Source organism: Nitrospira sp. (assembly GCA_029194535.1).
Lineage (GTDB): Bacteria > Nitrospirota > Nitrospiria > Nitrospirales > Nitrospiraceae > Nitrospira_C.
This window is the reverse complement of sequence record JARFXR010000001.1, coordinates 971,640-990,025: the sequence shown is the minus strand read 5'-3', so window position 1 is coordinate 990,025 and position 18,386 is coordinate 971,640. Positions and strand designations below refer to the sequence as shown.

General features: G+C 55.0%; 15 protein-coding genes. All 15 read right to left on the bottom strand.

The genetic code is table 11. The features are described 5' to 3' along the window. Nucleotide 1 precedes the first annotated feature (1 nt). On the bottom strand, nucleotides 2-1,330 hold the full coding sequence (locus tag P0111_04475; protein MDF0643261.1) for an FAD-dependent oxidoreductase: 1,329 nt from the start codon (nucleotides 1,328-1,330) through the stop codon (nucleotides 2-4). Beyond that, on the bottom strand, nucleotides 1,327-2,364 hold the full coding sequence (locus P0111_04470; GenBank protein ID MDF0643260.1) for an MraY family glycosyltransferase: 1,038 nt from the start codon (nucleotides 2,362-2,364) through the stop codon (nucleotides 1,327-1,329). Before P0111_04470 ends, P0111_04475 begins: the two co-directional genes overlap by 4 nt. Before the next feature lie 106 nt (nucleotides 2,365-2,470). Further along, the gene (locus tag P0111_04465) at nucleotides 2,471-3,583 is read right to left on the bottom strand and encodes a glycosyltransferase family 4 protein (protein ID MDF0643259.1); all 1,113 of its coding nucleotides are present in this window, start codon (nucleotides 3,581-3,583) and stop codon (nucleotides 2,471-2,473) included. 176 nt (nucleotides 3,584-3,759) lie between these two features. Further along, on the bottom strand, nucleotides 3,760-5,619 hold the full coding sequence (locus tag P0111_04460) for a glycosyltransferase family 2 protein (GenBank protein MDF0643258.1): 1,860 nt from the start codon (nucleotides 5,617-5,619) through the stop codon (nucleotides 3,760-3,762). Nucleotides 5,620-5,662: 43 nt separating this feature from the next. Beyond that, complete coding sequence (locus tag P0111_04455; protein MDF0643257.1) at nucleotides 5,663-6,337, bottom strand: macrocin O-methyltransferase; 675 nt, start codon at nucleotides 6,335-6,337, stop codon at nucleotides 5,663-5,665. Nucleotides 6,338-6,374: 37 nt separating this feature from the next. Then, a complete protein-coding gene (locus P0111_04450; protein ID MDF0643256.1) occupies nucleotides 6,375-7,433 on the bottom strand; it encodes a hypothetical protein in 1,059 nt (352 codons plus the stop codon). Between the two features lie 41 nt (nucleotides 7,434-7,474). Continuing rightward, a complete protein-coding gene (locus P0111_04445) occupies nucleotides 7,475-8,026 on the bottom strand; it encodes a class I SAM-dependent methyltransferase (GenBank protein ID MDF0643255.1) in 552 nt (183 codons plus the stop codon). Nucleotides 8,027-8,057: 31 nt separating this feature from the next. Then, nucleotides 8,058-8,669, bottom strand: a complete 612-nt coding sequence (locus P0111_04440; GenBank protein ID MDF0643254.1) for a methyltransferase domain-containing protein — start codon at nucleotides 8,667-8,669, stop codon at nucleotides 8,058-8,060. A gap of 17 nt (nucleotides 8,670-8,686) precedes the next feature. Beyond that, nucleotides 8,687-9,973: an ABC transporter ATP-binding protein gene (locus P0111_04435; GenBank protein MDF0643253.1), complete on the bottom strand. Its 1,287-nt coding sequence runs from the start codon at nucleotides 9,971-9,973 to the stop codon at nucleotides 8,687-8,689. A 29-nt stretch (nucleotides 9,974-10,002) separates the two neighbouring features. Then, nucleotides 10,003-10,776, bottom strand: a complete 774-nt coding sequence (locus P0111_04430; protein ID MDF0643252.1) for a hypothetical protein — start codon at nucleotides 10,774-10,776, stop codon at nucleotides 10,003-10,005. 8 nt (nucleotides 10,777-10,784) lie between these two features. Next, entirely contained in the window at nucleotides 10,785-11,657 is an 873-nt protein-coding gene (locus P0111_04425; GenBank protein MDF0643251.1) for a hypothetical protein, read from the bottom strand. Nucleotides 11,658-11,661: 4 nt separating this feature from the next. Then, entirely contained in the window at nucleotides 11,662-12,747 is a 1,086-nt protein-coding gene (locus P0111_04420) for an acyltransferase (GenBank protein ID MDF0643250.1), read from the bottom strand. Nucleotides 12,748-12,922: 175 nt separating this feature from the next. Beyond that, entirely contained in the window at nucleotides 12,923-13,477 is a 555-nt protein-coding gene (locus P0111_04415) for a methyltransferase domain-containing protein (protein ID MDF0643249.1), read from the bottom strand. A gap of 1,579 nt (nucleotides 13,478-15,056) precedes the next feature. Beyond that, entirely contained in the window at nucleotides 15,057-15,956 is a 900-nt protein-coding gene (locus tag P0111_04410; GenBank protein ID MDF0643248.1) for a glycosyltransferase, read from the bottom strand. Between the two features lie 17 nt (nucleotides 15,957-15,973). After that, nucleotides 15,974-18,367 (bottom strand): hypothetical protein, encoded by a 2,394-nt coding sequence (locus P0111_04405; protein ID MDF0643247.1) that lies wholly within the window; start codon nucleotides 18,365-18,367, stop codon nucleotides 15,974-15,976. Nucleotides 18,368-18,386: the final 19 nt, after the last annotated feature.

The following is an 18,386-nucleotide window of genomic DNA, read 5'->3' as shown; positions in this document are numbered from 1 at the left end:
CTCACGCCGTCACTGGCTGCGCCAGTTGCCCTCTCAGCCGTTCCGCCAATTGCTTGCCTTGTCCGATCGCATCTTCCATCGAGGTGTGCTCCCAACGTCCATACCGGCCGATGGAATAGATTCCACGCCGTTCGAGTTCGGCAAGAATGGCGGGAATTGCACGGACACGATGGCGATCGAAGTAGACGTAGGCGTACCGCAAGTCCTTGACATCGGCCACGACGAGTTCGTCGTCCGGGCGCAAGATTCCGGTTTTCTCCAAACCAGAACGGGCCTGTTCGACCAACTGCTCTGCTGAATGCTGCTCCTCCGGTCGATGGGAGATTTCCACGTACATGGAACTGCACCCGATCCGGCCGAGCGACGAAGAAAAATTCATGGGAAAGCCGACACGGTAGAAGGGGTACCCCGGCTCAGGGAAATAGATCCAGTGCTTGTCGGAGACCTGTTCCCGAGATACGCCAAGATTGACGTTATACACCGACACCCAGCGAAGCCCCGCCGCGGCCTCTTTCAAACGCTGAGGAAAGTCCAGGCAGCGATGGATCAGCTCGGTCACGGGGATAGTTGAGACGAGGGATTCGTAGTGCTCGGTTCTGGTCTCTCCTCGCCGCCGGTCGTGAAAGAACGCTCGACGGCGCCTCGTATCCACCTCGATCAACTCACACTCGCGTTCCACTTGATCGATACCGGACAGGAACGACTCGGGCAGGACTCGGATCCCGTCGTTCGCCGGATAGAGGAATGAAGGGTTGTAGCCAAAGGCTTTGTCCTTGATGCCCAGCGCCCCATTGACGACGTCCTTGAGCTCCGGCTTAGGCACGAGCCAGGACACCCAGTCGGATGTCAGTTCTTCCAGCGACACCTGCCACAACTTCTCGTTGAACGGCACCATGAAATGCTTGGCCATGCCGTCCCCGAGGTTGTCGAGAATCCATTGTTTGAACGATCTGTTCCGAGACGCGATCGACACCACCGGCTTCGTCAGCGTCGCGATGAATCCCATCAGGCACTCTCGGATCACTTCAGGAGGCAGCCCGAACGTATTGACCTGAAACGGATATTCCGTGTAGGTCTGATGCGAATAGATGAACGACTTTCTCCCGTGTTGCTGCAGCTTGCCGGCAAGCAGCCTTTCCACCAGCGCTTTGATCTCCGGCTGCCGGAAGTGCAGCAGATGTCCCGTGTAGTCGAAGGTGAACCCGTCCTTGCGATAGGACCGACACAGTCCACCCACCTCCTGTTCCCGTTCGTAGATACGATAGTGAAGGCCCGACAGGTGATATGCGGTACTGAGACCGGCCAAACCGGCGCCGACGATGCCGATCATGCGGCGGTCCTTTCATCTTCCGGTTTCGTTACGGCGTAAGCCGGCTTCCGCACATCGACCTGCTTCAAGACCATCGTGGCGGCGAGCAGCAGGGCCACGGTGCCAAGGCAGAGGCTGATCGCGACCTGCTCGCTGACGCTCATCACAAGCAGTCCGACGGCTCCTACACAGGCCGTCGCCAGATAGCTGGCGACGACCACCTGCGGAACCGACATGCCCCAATGCCGCAGTCGGATCGCGATGTGGTCCGGGCTGCCCCAGAAGATCGGCAAGCCGCGCTGATACCTGACGTACATCACGAACAGGGTGTCGAAGATCGGGATGCCGAGAATGAACACCGGGGTCAGAAGCGAGAAGGGGTGGTCGCTCGGATATTTTTCGATCATCGTCATGGCGCCGAGGAGCAGTCCGATAAACATGGCGCCGGTATCGCCCATGTAGATCCGCGCCGGCTGCCAGTTGTACCGAAGAAACCCGACCAGGCTGCCGATCAATGCCGCCAGCATGAACGCGATCGTCTGGTCGCCTTGCACGAGGGCTACGACCAACAGACAACTCGCGCTCACGGCTCCCACGCCCGCAGAGAGTCCGTCCATGATGTCCAGCAAGTTGAACGCGTTGATCAACCCGACCATCCACACCACTGTTAAGACCAGATCGAGCCAATCGGGCACGGCCGCGATCTCGATTCTGATTCCGCTCTTAATCAGGACGAAGACAGTCAGCAGCTGTCCGGCCAGTTTCGTCCAAGGCGTAAGCACACCGAAATCGTCGATGAGTCCTAGCATCACGACGATCGTCCCGCTGAGTATGATCCCTAGTACGTCGTGGCGAAATTCGAACGTGAAGACGAGACTCACCAGAAACGCCAGGTAAATGGCGAGACCTCCGAAATAGGGAACCGCTTCCCGCTGATGTTTTAGTCTTCCATCCGGCGCATCGACAATCCCGTACTTCAATGCCGCTTGCCGAGCAAGCGGCACTCCATACAGAGCCAGTGAACAGGCCAGGATAAACGTTAGAAAAAGTGCCATTCGATCTCAGATTAGCTGAGAGGCGACACGAATCCTATGAATTTCAATGTTATAAACATCCTGCCTTCCTGGGTTGCCGCCTGTTCGTCTCGGCCGTGTTGACTGGTTAGGGAATCACCGACTGAGATATCGGACAGCCAGAGGAGGCCTGCTTTCCCTCGGCGACAATAGCCCGATATCGCTCAACCAATTGCGGTCCCCATTTTTTCAACGAATACCTTGCTTCCACTGTCCTTCTTGCTGAAGCCCCGATCCGTTTCCGAAGGGCGGAGTCATGACAGAGCAGGGCTAATTGGCGATACCAGTCATCTTCCGTCACAGCCAGCAATCCATTCTCTCCCTCCCGAATAATGTCACGGTTCACCCCTACAGGCGATGCGACCGCCGGCATCCCTACCGCCATGTACTGCAACAATTTCAGCCCACACTTTCCCCTGGCCCATTCCGTATCCGTAAGGGGCATCACCCCGATATCGCAACTCTGGAGATCTTGCACTTCACTCTCGAAGCTCCAACGCCTAAATTCCATCTTGACGCCGGGCAGGACTGGAGGAAGGGCGCTGATCACACGAATGATGATTCTGTACTCCTGCTGAAGCTTGAGGAACACCGGGACGAGCATTTCGAGACAGGGAAAGTTAAAGGCCAATCCGATCCATGCGATTCTGAGTTCTCGGCCATCATCCATTGCACGAGAGGATACCTTGTCTTTCTGAGGTCTAAACCTCTCTGTGTCCACCACGGTCGGCACTATATACACCCTCGACGTGTACGAGCTTGCATACTGTGCCAGTGCGGCATTCCCGACAATGGCTCCAGCCGATAGGCGCAAGAGAATCGGGATCTTCTGTCCGTGCGAACGCGTGAGATAGATCGCGTCGTCCAACTCAAGGATGAGTCGATAGCGACGCGCCAACGCCCTTTCAATAAGCGGAGCGCAATAGGGAAAGAGCGGCCCTTCTACGACGATGAGGTCAGCGGGTCCGATTGAGAACACGTCGATGGCTCGCTTCACGAAACGCAAGCTGGTGTAAAGAGACTTTCCGATGGCTTGTACCCACTTCACCCGCCATCTCAACAATCTGAAGTAGCCTGGGCCGAACAAAGGATATACGTGGGTCTCTACTCCCTGTGATTGCAGATAGGGCAGGTATTGATAAATACGGTAGCGGCTGCTGGGTCCGATCGAGGTGGCTTTCGCAAAATAGCAGAGTTTCATCGTCACGCGTTCAACCTCGGAATCGCGAACAGCAAAACAGGATCTGATTCAGACTCTGTCGTCGTCGCGAGGAGATGCTTCAGAGGTACAATCTCCGGGCCTTCCGAAGCAGCGTGGGGTGTGGCGACGTTGATTTGCGTGCCTCTTCGAAGGAGAACGTGTCGGTTTGCCACCGCCTACACATCCAAGCTCCAATCTTCTCGTCGTAGCGTAAGATTGGGGTTGTAGTAGGGGTCCCCATCGACAAGCAGCTTGCCCCACTGCCGGGCAAATCGCTTTTCATCACACGGCGAACGCCTCCCTTTTCTTGTCGCATTTTCATGGTGATAGAGTACCGCATCAGGGGAGTACACGATCCGATATCCTTCCCGATGAATCCTCAAGCATAAATCAACGTCATTGAACTCCACGGGAAGTTGTTCATCGAAACCGCGAACCATAGTAAACACGTGCTTCGGCACCATCATGCAGGCCGCTGTCACTGCGCTGCAGTTCCGCACCGTATCTGCAAGCCCGCAATAGGACCGCCCATCATCCGGCTGATGTCGAAATGCATGACCGGCGATCCCCTGGATGCCCACCACGACGCCTGCGTGCTGAATACTTCCGTCCGGATACAATAACTTGGCCCCTACAGCCCCGACTCCTCGTCGTTGCGCATGGGCAAGCATGCCTTTCAACCACTCTCCTGATCGCACTTCGATGTCGTCATTCATGAACAGAAGATATTCCCCTTTGGCATAACCGACGCCTGTATTGTTCATCGACGAAAAGTTAAAGCCCCCGGGACATCGGATCACACGCCATCGCTTTGTGAGGCCGCTCAGGTAGGCTAAGGTCCTGGAATCTGCGCTCCCATTGTCTAGAACAATAATTTCATAGTGTCTGTAGGTCGTCTTGCTTTCTAGGCTCTCGATGCACCGTCTGAACAGGTCACCGCCATCCCGAGTGGGGATAAGAATTGAAACGAGCGGCGTTCCGCTAGGTTGACGATCGATCTCAACCCTGCCGGGAGTTTTGCAGGTGACCGCCCCGCGTTCTCCTCGTCTCATCAAAGCTGCTTCAACAGTCGAGACATGCGCCGACAGCTCCTCACTTTCCGGGACAGCGTCCTGCATGGCAGGGGATGAGCGGCGCCGATGGTACAGTACCTCCGGAACATGTTCGATAACACCGTCCCGCTCCGCTATCTGAAGCAATAGTGAATATGCGACCCCCTGCAGCCTAAAAGGGCCTGACACCCCCATCGCCTCAAGAGTCGTTCTTCGGAAAAGACACAACGAGTCGATGTAATTCATCGAGAGGAGCAAATCCGGACTCCAGCCGGGTTTGAATTTCGGATCGCAGTGTCGTCCTTCTGGAGTAATCGAGTCTTGATCTGAGTACACAGCGTCAGCACGGGGACACTCGACAATACGTTTTGACATCACACAGAGCGCCTGAGGTGCCAATTCATCATGCTGACCCATCACAGCCACGAAGGACTCGCAAGAAGATCCGAGAATCGTACTCCACGCACCGCATCCAGCCCTGAGCGGCAGTTCCTGTTGATATGCGATTCTGTGGTCTCGCTCGGCAAAATCTCTGACGACTCGGTCGAGTACAGAGTCTAATTCTCCGGGAGACCAGAGAACCAACTTCCAATGAGGATATACTTGAGCACACAGAGACTGGAGCGCCATCGCTACCAGTCCTGCATCGGCGTGACTCAGCTTTATGAGGAGATCGATATGCGGCGGCCTTCCGGTGTCGACCAGTTCCTTCAGCATGTTCTCGAGCACAACGCCGGGCGTCGAGTGATGCCTATGCCATTGCTGGTATATGATATTGAGGTCCGTCGATTCAAAGGGCAGGAGCGCGGATTCACCTCGCAGTACCCTCTTGATTTTATTGCCTATCCGACGAAGTAGCGCGCCCATCCCCTCCTTCTGGACGACCAAAACCGCCCGATTGCGGAACCATCGGAAATGACCACCACCACGAATCGCATATGGATCCGATATTTCAGCCGAATGCCAGCGTTCGGACAGCTTCATCCCCAAACCTTCCGTTGAATCCGGACTTGTGCGAAGGACTTTCTCACAAAAGGCGTATCCCCATGGACCGACGTCGGAAAATGATCTGCAAGTCCGAACGCCGGTCGAGCAACTGGTCGACTGCCCTCTTACAGCCGGAGTACGATTCATAATCGTCAAATACCATGATTCCTCCCTTCGCAAGGAGGGGAAGGATTCTGGTGATACAGGTGTTGACGGAGTCGTACCAGTCGCAATCGATGTGCGCAAAGGCGATAGGCCGCGCGGGATAGAGCGTATCCTGGAACAGACCAGCGTGAACCTTGATATGGTGCTGCTCGCATGACAATCCCCAGCGTGCCAGGTTCGACAGCACCTTCTCCTGAAGCGAGCGGGCGTAGCCGTAGTAGAGATCGGGCCCTAGGCCCGGCGATGCTCCCGACCTGATGACCTCATAGCGACGATGGGCATCGTCCCCATCGTGGTCTCCAGGGGGAGGGATCATTCCAAACACATCGTAGAGATGTAGTGTCGCCTGCCGCGGCTTCAATAGGCCGAGCAAGACAGCAGAGCCTCCAAGGGCGACGCCGGCCTCGACAAAATCACCTTCGACGCATTCTTGCACCACCCGTTCGACCGCATCGCTGATGTTTTCTAACTTAGGTGGACCGCAGTAGGTAAGACGGGCAACACGGATCTCGTGAATCAGCTTGACCGAATCTTTCCTTGGGAGGTCCATTCGTTCTTACCTCGCCCCGCTCGTTTTCAGCACCACCTCAATCTCCGCGGCAGGCATGTGTGGCCTCCAGACTTTCTACAAACCGTTCCATCACCGGGTATGTTTCTCTCGCTCTTGCTCTTACAAGCTCAAAATCACAATCCCAGCTCCGATCCAAAGCGTCCGGCGCGAGCAAAGGAAATCCGAAATGTTCGGCAATCCCCACGGATCTGGCGTCTACAGGGACAAGGTAACTGCGCTTGTTTCTGCTCAGAAACAACAGGTGGGCGTGCAGGCGACTACCAACATGCACATCAACCCCCTCATAGAATCTTATACATTCGTCTGCTGACGACGGGATCACAATTTTGAATCCTTGCTGTCTTGCATAGAGCCGTAACGCCTCAACACGGTTCGCACAGGCGCCAGGGGCACGCCATGGGCTCAGGTGTCGAAATCCCTCTCCCATCCCTGGGGGAGAAAAGTTTTGGTGTGTCACGAAATACCGGCGCGCTCGTCGAAACCGTTTCGTAACCGCATCGATAACCCGGGTTTCGCGATTCCAGAACTCTTTTCGCTCCGTCGCGGTAACCGCGACGGCGTTCTCGGATGCATAGAATCGATCAGACTCGAGTAACGGACGATCGTAGAGAACCGGGCAGCCTGTCATGAGAAACTGCCCGGCTCTCTGGGGGAGCTCTCGACGCAGGAAGGCCACAGTTTGTGGGCACCGCCATGAAGAGTACTCTATCTGCTCATGCACAGCTTCCAGGATCAAACGAGTCTCGACCGTCATACGTTCCGTCCGTATGGGATCTCCGTGTAATCCGATGCCGAACGGCACGAGACGCAATCTTCTGTTTTTGATCCGTTCCGCGGTCAATCCTGGCCATATGGTGTAGCGGTCGTTCAACTGATTGGCTCCCGCGATGATAACGGCAGCACTGTGTTCAAGTACCTCCAAAGCCTCATCGTGAAGGGCAGCACGAGGAGAAAACATCCTTTTCGGCGAGAACCGTCCTACCCATCGCTCAATCGCGCGCAGAATAAAACCATCCCCAATGTTAACGACTTTCCTCCCCCGCAATGATTCAGGGATAAGATACGGGGTCAGCACCCCTAGCTCGCAATCCCCATTGGATGAGGAGATGCTCGGCCTCATTTCCGACCCGCCGCGACCAGGTACGGGTTAGGGTATCGACGAACGACTACTTCGTCGCTTATGGCGGTATATCCCTCGAAGAACACTTCCCGGACGGTCTGCTCGCTAAAGCGGTAAAAGTCGGCATTGTAGTTGACGCCGTGTCTCGCGTACGTAAGCGTCGTGTGTCGATAATCCGTAGGCAGCGTCATAAAGATAGGGACCCCGACGACGAACAACCCGCCTCTCTTCAAGATCCGCTTGATCTCGACGATGGATCGCCAAAACCTTTGATCATGCTCCATCACGGAACAACTCAACACGCAATCAAATGATTCGTCAGGGAATGCCATCGCATTACTGTTGCCGATGACGACATCCACCGGTTTCCCGGACCGGGAGCGCGCATTGAATCTGAGGTTGAGAGCTACCTTGCGGGCGCGTTCCAGCACTGGGAGAGAGAGCAGCGTCTGTGCTCCGGCCCCTATCTCAAGCACTGAGCGGGAGTCCGAGAACTGCATTCGCTTCGACAGGATTTCTGAGAATGTCGCAAATACGATCGGACTCATGGGCTTCTGTTCCTGAGTGAGGACGAAAACTCTAACCGGCCATGCCAGGGGAACCGGCCCCGAGCATCCGCGAACGACATGCAAAAAGCATCGTCCTTCGATCCGGTGCTATCGATCGGCTGACCGTCACAAATCCGTTGCGGTCGAGCACCGTCTCGATCTCAGCTTCGCTGAGGTGATTGCGCCACTTGAGTTTGTTGAGTTGTTCGCTCGTATAGCGGTCGTTTTGGCGAATGACATGACTGACGATCAGATAAGCCACGCGCTCTGCCAGTTTTCTCAATGTCTGCTCCAGGCACTCCAGATATTCGATAACCCCGAGCATCACCCCAAGATCATAGGCCTGGGGCAAATACTCCTTTTCCACATTCAGCTGCCGAACCTCGCGGCCTTGCGGGAACAGGTCATACCCATGATACTTGCATCGAATACCCGACGCTTTAATTACCGCTCGCAGCTTCTCATCACCGCAGCCGACATCTGCCAGTGAAAACCCCTCCTTGGACCGAGCCATGAGCGACGTCATGAGTTCCGCGCACAGATCAGCTCGCTGCTTCCACGTCGTTGTGGATTGGTCGTCACAATTGAACGGAAATGGCGTCAGTTGCCCTTCACCGACACCCACCCTCGCCTCCTTGGCCACAGCCGCAGCATCGTGTTTTAAGTCTCTTCGATCGCACCAAGCTCCTCGGACGATTCCGTTAGAGACAAGCCGACGATTTCATGACCGTTCAAGGCCCATTCATGAGGCTGCACAAAAAGACAATCCCGATTGCTCCCGACCCCTCTAACGATCAACCGGACGTCCTCGACCGTATCAAGGATGTCGTGCATGCCCCCCTTCGACACACTAACCTTCACATGGTAGGGGCCAGGCCGCAACACCACAATCGGCAGGTTGAGACGGAACTCCTGTCGCCCAGGGTTCAATTCCACCCACCCGATATCGCGGTACGAAGTGATGAAGAGCACGGTCTCACCGCTGTGAGGCACCGCATCACGAATGATGATGTTGACACTGACATCAGCCATCGGCTCCGCACAGTCGAGGATCACGGAAATGTGCCCGGGTCGGCCGCTTATGAGCGTATTAGAACGTTCTCCCTGTTCGGCTTGACAATGAATGTTCTTCACTCTAACACTTCGTGTTTTGGCGGGTCGGAAGTCCGGCACGGATGTCGTCGCAAACCCACTCGGCTGAATCGAGGAATTGAACATGACGTCAGCTTCGTATTCGTGGAGCACATCGGTAGGACTGCCCAGTGCGGCGACAATCCCATCCTTCAAGTACATGCATTGATCTGCAAGCGCCTGGATCAGGATTGCACTGTGCGAGACCAACAACATGGCTGTGCCATCCCGTCGTAAATCGTTGATTCGGTTTCGGCATTTGCGGCGAAAGCCGGCGTCTCCGACGGAAAGAACTTCGTCCACGATGAGCACCTGGGGACTCGTGTAAACGGCGCAAGCAAACCCCAGCCTGGCAACCATTCCCGAGCTGTACGTCCCGATTGGCGCATCGATAGCTTCCCCGATTTCGGCAAAGTCGATGATGGCCTCAAGACGGTCGGAAATCTCTTGATACGGAACCCCCAAGAGGGACAGATTCAGAAAGATGTTCTCCCGACCTGAAAGAACCGGCTTGAACCCCGCACCGAGTGCGAGCATCGGCGCAATGCGCCCATTGACACGAATATGGCCGCTGGTCGGCGCCAGCACTCCGGCAATCAACCGCATGAGCGTGGTCTTCCCGCTGCCGTTCGGACCCACCACACCCAACGAGCGGCCCCATTTCAACGCAAAGGTCACGTCTCTGAGCGCCCAAAACTCGCTCTCCCTCAACGAAGTCTGATCAGTTCTCCCGAGCAGCGCCAGGCCGAGATCATAGGCACCATAGACCATCGCCCGCTTCACTGAGCGGGAGAATTTCTTGGACACTCCGCTCATGGACAGACAGACATCAGGAGCAGATACCATCACCGTCCCCCCATCAGCATGCGCTCAACCAAGATCGGAGCAGCAACACGAACCATCAGCATGCCTGTACCGACAACGACGATCGATACTCCTAGAATGACCGCAAGGAATCCGGGTTGCGAAATCGCCAACCCTGCCGCAGCGTCACGCGCCGAATTCATCAACGGGGCAAGCGGTGAGCATTGAATGAGACGTGCGAAGAGGCTGGACCCCTCTGGAGCGTAGAAGGCCGGTGTAAGGAAGACCCCGTAGCTAAAAACAACCCTCACCCCATGCTGCAGGTCGCCGAAGAGGATCGTGAAGGGCATCAGCAGCGCGCCGATTCCCAGGCCGAGCCCGATCGCCCCTGCAAAGCACAACATGATGATGCCAGGAGTTCCCCATCCTCTCCCGCCAAACAGCGCCACCAGGACAATCAACAGCGTAAGGCGAACACTGGCGACGATCAGCGTTTCGTACAATTGCGCAAGCACGATGGCTTCATGAGCGCAATTGACCTTTGTCAGGTAGGAGCGAGCGCCATCGAAAGCCTTGTGTGAGACGTCCACTGCGTCCACGAACACCTGCCAGATGACGACCCCCACAAATACAAACAACGGATACGGCAATGGCGTTTGCTCCGGCCGGATGACTCCCGATTGAGAAGCGAGAGAGATCCCGCCGGTGATGGCAACGGCAGGGAGCACCATCCAGACGTACCCGAGAAAAGATCTCCGGTACTTGGCTCCGATTGTGCCGCGGAAAAGTTGCCAAGACAGTCTAAGGACCGACATGAGCGCGTTCATGCAGCACCCTGCGTCTGTTTCCTCATGGCTTGCGAGGTCCCCTGACGCTCCTGTTCCGCCTCGCGCGCGATCACTCGTCGTTCTCGCCACCCCATGAATCGTATCCAAGGCAACCGCGAATGCGCCGGTCGCAGCCACGCCCGCCAGAAAGGAGCCATCAAGCGCTTCCGCTGTCCTTTGAAATGCAGGACAACCTTGTCGGGGAGGCTGGTGCAAATGGCCCGGTAGTGGTTCCGTGGCGAAAAGTTGTACGTGTCACAAGGGAGGAGCAGCACTCGGCAGCCATCATGGTCTATGATGATCTGTTCACCCATATTCTCAATGCTGAGCCCCACGCAGTCACGAAGCGCCAACTGATCCCCAAACCAAGTTGCCTGTTGAGCATACTTGCTTTTGTAAATCGCCACATATCGTGTGAAGAAGGTTCTTGTCACATCTGGGCGCACGTTGTTCAGAAGAATCAGCCCGCCGTTGATCGGCATCTCCTGATTGGGACGCCAAGTGAGCGCCACATCGAAAGGTCGCCGAAACACGGCAGCAAGGGATCCGTTGAGTAGGATGTCGGAATCCAGCAAGACCATCGGCGTACTCATATCGCTGGCGAGCAGATATCGTTCCTGTGCGATCGCTCGTTCGAGCATTAAGTCCTTTGCATTGACCGGCCCAGTCACTCGCCTGCAATTCAGCGGCAGTCGAACATCCGACGTCTGGATGTTCGTCAGCAATGTCCTGATAGCACCAGGGCAGGAGTAGCGAACGGAGTTGAACATCATACGAATCAAATGCACCTGTTCCTCAAACCCCATCGATTGGTTCGGATGAACCGACTCGTACGAAGCAAGCCGAACATGAAATGTGATGAATTCCATGACATCACAGTCTGGATTTGATCAACAGATAGGATACGTTGACGAGGAACATCAATCCCAACCCTGCGAACAGTCCAACACGCAATCGTTCATTTTGATGGAAATGCACGCGTAGCGCTTGAATGGGCCGTTCGAAGTACCGGAATGAAAAGGTAGCGAGGAGAAACGACAAAGCGACATAGATGACTCCTGCCATCCATACGTCTTTCCCGATACACTTGAACGCAAACGTCGCCACAAAGTAATGAATCAGATAGAGCCCATAACATCGTTCTCCAGTAAAAGCCAAACAACGCGCTCGAAGCAGGGGTTGTCCGTGTATCGTGTAGTAGACAAGGGCTACGATCGCGAGGCTCACCCCGTACCAGATCCAGCGAAACTCCGACAGCGCAACTCCGGGTTGAGCAATCCACCATGTCAGGAATACGGCCCAGGTCCCGAGCAAGTACTTCATCCCCTGACGCCCGAACGCGATCAACACGCCCATCCCAAGATACTGCATGGCTCCGTGGGTTGTGACAGAGATGATCTTGACTCCTCCGGTCGGGAGCAAACCGCCTTCAATGCCCAATCCGGTCAGGACCATCAAGGAGGTTATCATCAGAAGGGCCTTCTCAGACAGCAGCCACACCGCCACTGGCCAGAACAGATAGTAGTGTTGCTCGATAGCCAGCGACCACATGACATCAGTACGGACGGGCGGGTGTATATCCATCGCATAGGCATAGTTGTTCACGAGAAGGAGGTTGTAAATCATCGACCGGGCATGGGTCGGCCAGATGAGGACGCTGGCGAACAAGGCCAGCAGCATCAACGGCCAGATTCTGAACAGGCGGTTAATGTAGAAGTGACTAAAATAATCTCCGTGGTGTCTGCTCTCCACCAGAATGCGAGTGATCAAATATCCGCTGATCACAAAGAAGAGAATGACGCCATGGTATCCATAGCCGGCAAACACTTTGGGCATCCAAATGGTCAATCCCGTTCCATGACACAGCAACACCCAAAGTATCGACAAGCCTCGAAGTTCGTCCAAACCCGGCACTTGCGCGCGAACAGGATGCGGCACCTCGACCGTCCGCTTCAGCATGGAGGACAAGTCGACTGGCCGATGAATCCGGGAGGTTTCACTTAGTGCCGGTGCAGGAAACATCGCCAACCATTCAACAGATCAGATGCCGTATCGGACAGAACACAACATCGGTTCTTCGACGTGATTCAGCAAACCAGGATTGCCGATATGTCTCACTTCCGCTCGACGCAGTTCATTTTTCCACCACAAAATAAAAGTCTTTGTGGTTGGGTGTGTACCAGACACGGAATGACCTGAAGCCAAGCTGCTTGACGGCTATCTCGAGCAACGCTCTCATATTCTCGAGTGTGTAAAAATGAACGTGGATGGACCGTTTTGCCTTCCAATACCAGGCTGGGTCCCTTCCGGGCGCCCGCGCGACTGCCCATCGCCGGTAGTGACTGAGCTGAGGCTGCACGATTCCTTCAGCGTACTCGTTGAGTAAGTCTATGATGGAACACGGTTCAAAGACATAGTCCTTGCTTCCTCCGACGTCAGGCACGATGCCGACGATCACTCCATTCTGACGGAGCTTGGCGTACCAGTGTTCAAGGTGACCAAGCGGATTCGCCAAATGCTCGAAGAGGTGGCTGGAGAAGATAAAGTCGAGAGATCCGTCCTCGGCTGGCAAGGGGAACGCCCGTCCGATCGTGTAGCGAGACCAAAGAGACTGATCAATCTCCAGGGTTCCTTTTTCGTTGTATAGTCTGTTCCATTCTTCTGGAGACGATTCCTCGACATAAGTCACGTCGCAAGAGCCCGTCGGCAGAATCTGGGGTTGCAGTCCTGGTCCTAGTTCGATTCCTCGTCCTTGGCACAAGCCGATGACTTCTGAGCGGTCCAAGACGCGATGTACGGCAAGGAACGCTCTGCTTCCAGTCCCGTCACAGAATGTCAATTCCAAGTCAGAGTCCCATGGATCCACACGTGATCGAAAAGGGAGCGGGAATCCTAGAGAACTCAAGCTCTTCGTCACGGCAATGGACTGCTCCGCTATGATGTCACCGGTTGTGCACCTCCTGAGTCTGATAGCCAACCTGCTGCCTTCTGCCCGGCGATCGAGCGCGGCTATATACCACCCAGTTGCATCTGGCCTGAGACAAAACGGGTACCATGCCAAGGGAGATTTCAAGACAAGCCGCGTACGCTCGCCCGCGGAAAGGTCAAACCCTCGATAGAGCACACCGTCGAAACATCGCTTGCTGGCAACGATATAGTTGCCCTTGAGATGTGACAGCAGCGCCTTAACGGGAAACCATTTCCCATTCCCGCAAGCGACAAGATCGGCTTCCAAAAGGAGGTTCTTGTCACCCCGCCTGGCCATGTCTACAAGATTCACGGCGCCATCACTCCATTTTCTCCTACGGAGTTTACCGTGAGTTCCGACGCGTTCTAGCAGCGGCTTGCGAAGATCAAGACTCGAGGCCCATTTCGCTCCTGCCTCCGTTCGGCGACGTCGACATTCCGAAATCCCGAGTCGCGAAGAAGCCGGACCAGATCCCCCTCACAGATCCATTTCGCATGGTCCGCCATGCCCGAGAATGGATCCTCCCTTCCTCCTTCTCTATATGGCAGATATCGATAGGACGTCCCTTTGGAAACATATGTTTCGCGGGCAGTCTCCTCAGACGCGACATGAGTATCCAACATGATACCTTTCCTCACCACACGGAGAATTTGTTGAAGATGGCGAATCGGATCCGCCAGGTGATACAACACTCCGACATGGTGCAGAATGTCGCACGTTGGGTCGTACCCATTCGGCATTCCTTCTTCCACATTCCACACGAACACTTCGGGAGATCTGCCGTATGCGGCGCATCGAACAATCGTTTTCACTATGTTTTCGATGCGGCTGTCGGCAGCCATTACCCGCCTTGCCAGGCCGGCCAAAGCCACGGTGTGGATACCTTCGAAACAGCCGACTTCCAAAACGACAAGATCCCGGAGAGGGAACCTGCGGTCGAGCTCGAGGATGCGGCGATCCGGAATCCGCTGAGGAGTTGCGCGTTTGCCGGTCGACCATGGTTTGCCAAATCGCCTACCCCGTTCGTCGAGCACGTAACAACTCCATGGAAGGAGGTCGTTGAGCCGGCGCACATCCTCATCGTTAAGAGATGCAAGAAATGTGGAATGCGTTCCTTCTTCGACGCGATCACTGTCAGGGACGTCGGCCGTCCGCTTCTTCTGCGGTATCGCACGTTCCTGTTCGAGCTGTCTAGGACTGAGGATCCAATCCCACCTAAGGATTCTTGTCAGTCGTCCTGAACGCATCCTGATCCTCTCCGTGCTGGATGAGACGTCAAGCGTGATGCGAACCGAATCCCTTATGCGGCCTGCTTGGCCTCCTCATGATCCGCTTGAAGTCGCCGCCGCTTGGCAAGATACACATCCCGATGCGGTCTGTACCGCTTCACCCTGTCAAGTAAGCTATGTACGATGTCCCATAACGGTAACAATCCCTTTGGCAAGGACGCTCGATACGAGATATCCCATAGAAGGGAAGGACGGAAGTATCCCAGAGCAATTTCCTGTTCAAGATCCTCCATCCTCAGCGCACCTTCATTCAACATGGAATGAACGGCGTCGAACCACAAAAACCCGTTCCTGTTCCAGGAGGACGTCCATGGCTGCGTCATGACATCGGTGTAATGAATCAGGCATGTATCCGGTCCGTAGTATTCAAGGCTATTCCATTCGAAAGGTACGCCGTACTTGATTTCCTCTTCTTTTAAGAGGCACATGTCGTACATCAACATCTCATAGCTATACTCGCCACGGTCAAAACCATCAATGATACGATCAATCTTCCAGTCCAAACGATCGCAATTGAGCAACATGACGGCGCATTGTTTCCGCCTTGAAGAAGGAGCGCCGAACTTCTTCGTCGTCACCTCTTGATGTTTCACCTCTTGCTGGATGACGACTTTGGCTCCATCGAATGGAATTTCCCACAGAGCCCGGATATCCTGGAAAACCAGCATATCCGCGTCCAGGTAAATGGCCTTACCCGCATGACAGGTCATCTCAGGAATACAGAATCTACTGAACGAAAACCCTGTCCGCTGGGTGTTCCTGACATCCTTCGGCGCCCGTATTGGAAGATCCACCATAGGAATGACCTGTATAGGCTGTGTAGAATGGCGCCTGATCGAATACTCCAGAACCTTGACGGCTAACGCCTGCGATCGGTCGGCACCCACAAAGACCCTGACAGGATTCTGCATTACACCACCTTCTCTAATTAGGCCGCAGGCCGCTCTTCGTCAGAATGAGTCGTCCGTTCGGCCAATGTCCGATTCGCTCTCAAGTCACCGGCAATCTTCTGGAGAATGTTGTGCGACCCAATCCCTTGATAGATCGTGCGTTCCACGAATTCCTTCGATCGCTCCGCCAGCATGCGGTGCCCGATCTCATCCCGAATGCCTTGAAGGAAGGCGTCCCATTCCCAACTGCTCCTAAGGACGGACAGCGGCCGATAGGCCGACAGGTCGAGGCCGTATCCGGCGACGGCAACCGGTTTTCCAGCCCTGGCGGCATCCAACGCGACTGTAGAAGGAGTGGTGATCACTCCGTCGAGCGAATTGATCAACTGAGACGCCGTGAATTGTTCCCATGCAGGGTCCACCGGGTCTGCAATGACTAGGTTTGGAGCGCTCGGGATGGTCCCGTTATATCGGGACGTGAGCCATTGTCCCGCATGGTGCGGCTTGACAAGAAACACGATGTCGGGGTGATTATTGGCCAGCGACTGAGTGTCCTGGACGAATTTCTCGGCATAGCCTCTGTCGTAGCGCTCCCAATGCAGGTTCTCAAATATGCCAATGACCCTTTCACCTTTGACTGACAGCGGCAGGGTGATGCTTTCAGAAGGAACGGTTTTGCAACATCCAACGGGAATGCATTTGTTTCGCGTGGTGGACGGTACCTTTGGATGCAAGAGCTCCCGGTGGCTCCAGGTGAAGATGACGTTCGAGGCAAAGGAAATCCGTTCGATGGGATACCTATCGTCTGTGTACGTGAGCCCGATATTCTCGAAACCGTGCTGCATTGTATAGGTCAGCAGTTTCGCCTCATTGGCCCAAGTGGCGATACGATGAGGAACTCGGTGCGGTGACTGATTCGTTTCCGCAACCGTGAGAACCGCATCGACTCCTCGAAATCCCATGGACCTTGTGTCTGCATCCATTTGGTCATCCAGCACGCGAAAATCTACACCGGCGGCACGCAATCCTTTCCAAACACGCGGAGATGCTTCCAAAAGCGACAACGAGACCCAAGCCTGACATCGGAGATCATGCCAGCGGTTGGCTTCTGTAAGGATCGGTAAGGCGAGATCAAGGTCCTGCATGAGATGAATAACCACGGCGACCGTCCAACCGGGTGCATCAGCAAAACGTTGATCGGCAAGCACCCTCGGTGCTTTCGCGCGGTCAAGCACGTCCTGCCACTGCTTGGCGATACGGTCTGATCCGAACTCTTTGCGCAAGACGCTTTGCGCTTTTTGGAGATGGTCCTGTACCAATCCCGGTTCGGTCAGATATCGAAACGAACCTTCAACCCAATCATCGAAACTGACACATCCTTCAAAAACCTCCATGGCCGGCGTCCGAGTGGCGACAACAGGAACGCCAAGACTCAAGGCAAGGACGGCTCGGTTAGCCGATTTACAGACAGCGAACGGATCTTTGGAGTTCGGGATAATCGTGACATCGCTCGATTTAATAAGCCCTCTTACCGACTCGCTATCCCACTCGACATAGTGGGTGTCTATCGGAATAGGCTGGACGAGCTTTTGATAGGCTTCTCGATTATTGCTCACCACGATCAATCTGATTCTGATGCGTCGAGCCAGCCGCTCTAATGAGGGCGCGATATCGACAAGATCTGAAAGGCCGAATTGTCCATAATCGCCCCCCGCATGGCCAAACCAAATCAGCGTCTTGACCGATGGCCTCCCTTCCGGACGCAATGCCGCTGTTACGCTCATATGTCCGTTCGATGTCGAACCCCTCTTTTCCCCTCCCCTGCTGGAAATGGAAACTCCGCTGGCCAACAGACCCCACAACAGCTTCCATCGGGTCGCCACTTTCGTTGGAAGTTTCGGCGCCACACGTATCCAGAAGCCTGTGCTCGTCAGCATCCTCCACAATTCCTTCATATGGGCGTGCTGAAGGATCCGCCGTCCAGTCGGACCGGCCGTTTCTTCCTCGATCCCATCGGAAACAATCATGATGGGCACAGGTACTTCGAGTGTCTTCTGCAACACGCCCATAAGTGCCGGACCCGTGGTAGTGATCACTGCCGCGTACCTAGACATCACCTGAATAATCTCGGCTGGATGCATGGGATACTTGATTGTGTAGTTGGGAACGAAGATATTGTCACAGAGGTCTAGCACGATGGGAATTCCAGCCTCGTAGGTCCTTTGTGCGAAGAGCAAGTCTTTGAGCGCAAAAGCTTTGACAAAGATGACCACATCCACCCCACAAAGTTGGTCGATGCCCAATGATTGGCAGACGGACGACCGATATCCGAAAGGAGCCAAAGCTTGAATCGGAAGCAATGCTCGATAGCGGACGCTGGCGATACCATGATCCAGGCTGTGTAGTTTCCAGAGAAGTTTTGTCACTTTCACTGTCAGCCGCTCCGAGAAA

Excerpts from the sequence above, each read along its gene's own strand:
- P0111_04460 (MDF0643258.1), bottom strand. The coding sequence starts at position 5,619 with ATGAAGCTGTCCGAACGCTGGCATTCGGCTGAAATATCGGATCCATAT.
- P0111_04470 (MDF0643260.1), bottom strand. The coding sequence starts at position 2,364 with ATGGCACTTTTTCTAACGTTTATCCTGGCCTGTTCACTGGCTCTGTAT.
- P0111_04425 (MDF0643251.1), bottom strand. The coding sequence starts at position 11,657 with ATGGAATTCATCACATTTCATGTTCGGCTTGCTTCGTACGAGTCGGTT.
- P0111_04465 (MDF0643259.1), bottom strand. The coding sequence starts at position 3,583 with ATGAAACTCTGCTATTTTGCGAAAGCCACCTCGATCGGACCCAGCAGC.
- P0111_04475 (MDF0643261.1), bottom strand. The coding sequence starts at position 1,330 with ATGATCGGCATCGTCGGCGCCGGTTTGGCCGGTCTCAGTACCGCATAT.
- P0111_04420 (MDF0643250.1), bottom strand. The coding sequence starts at position 12,747 with ATGCTGAAGCGGACGGTCGAGGTGCCGCATCCTGTTCGCGCGCAAGTG.
- P0111_04410 (MDF0643248.1), bottom strand. The coding sequence starts at position 15,956 with ATGCAGAATCCTGTCAGGGTCTTTGTGGGTGCCGACCGATCGCAGGCG.
- P0111_04445 (MDF0643255.1), bottom strand. The coding sequence starts at position 8,026 with ATGAGTCCGATCGTATTTGCGACATTCTCAGAAATCCTGTCGAAGCGA.
- P0111_04430 (MDF0643252.1), bottom strand. The coding sequence starts at position 10,776 with ATGTCGGTCCTTAGACTGTCTTGGCAACTTTTCCGCGGCACAATCGGA.
- P0111_04435 (MDF0643253.1), bottom strand. The coding sequence starts at position 9,973 with ATGAGCGGAGTGTCCAAGAAATTCTCCCGCTCAGTGAAGCGGGCGATG.
- P0111_04455 (MDF0643257.1), bottom strand. The coding sequence starts at position 6,337 with ATGGACCTCCCAAGGAAAGATTCGGTCAAGCTGATTCACGAGATCCGT.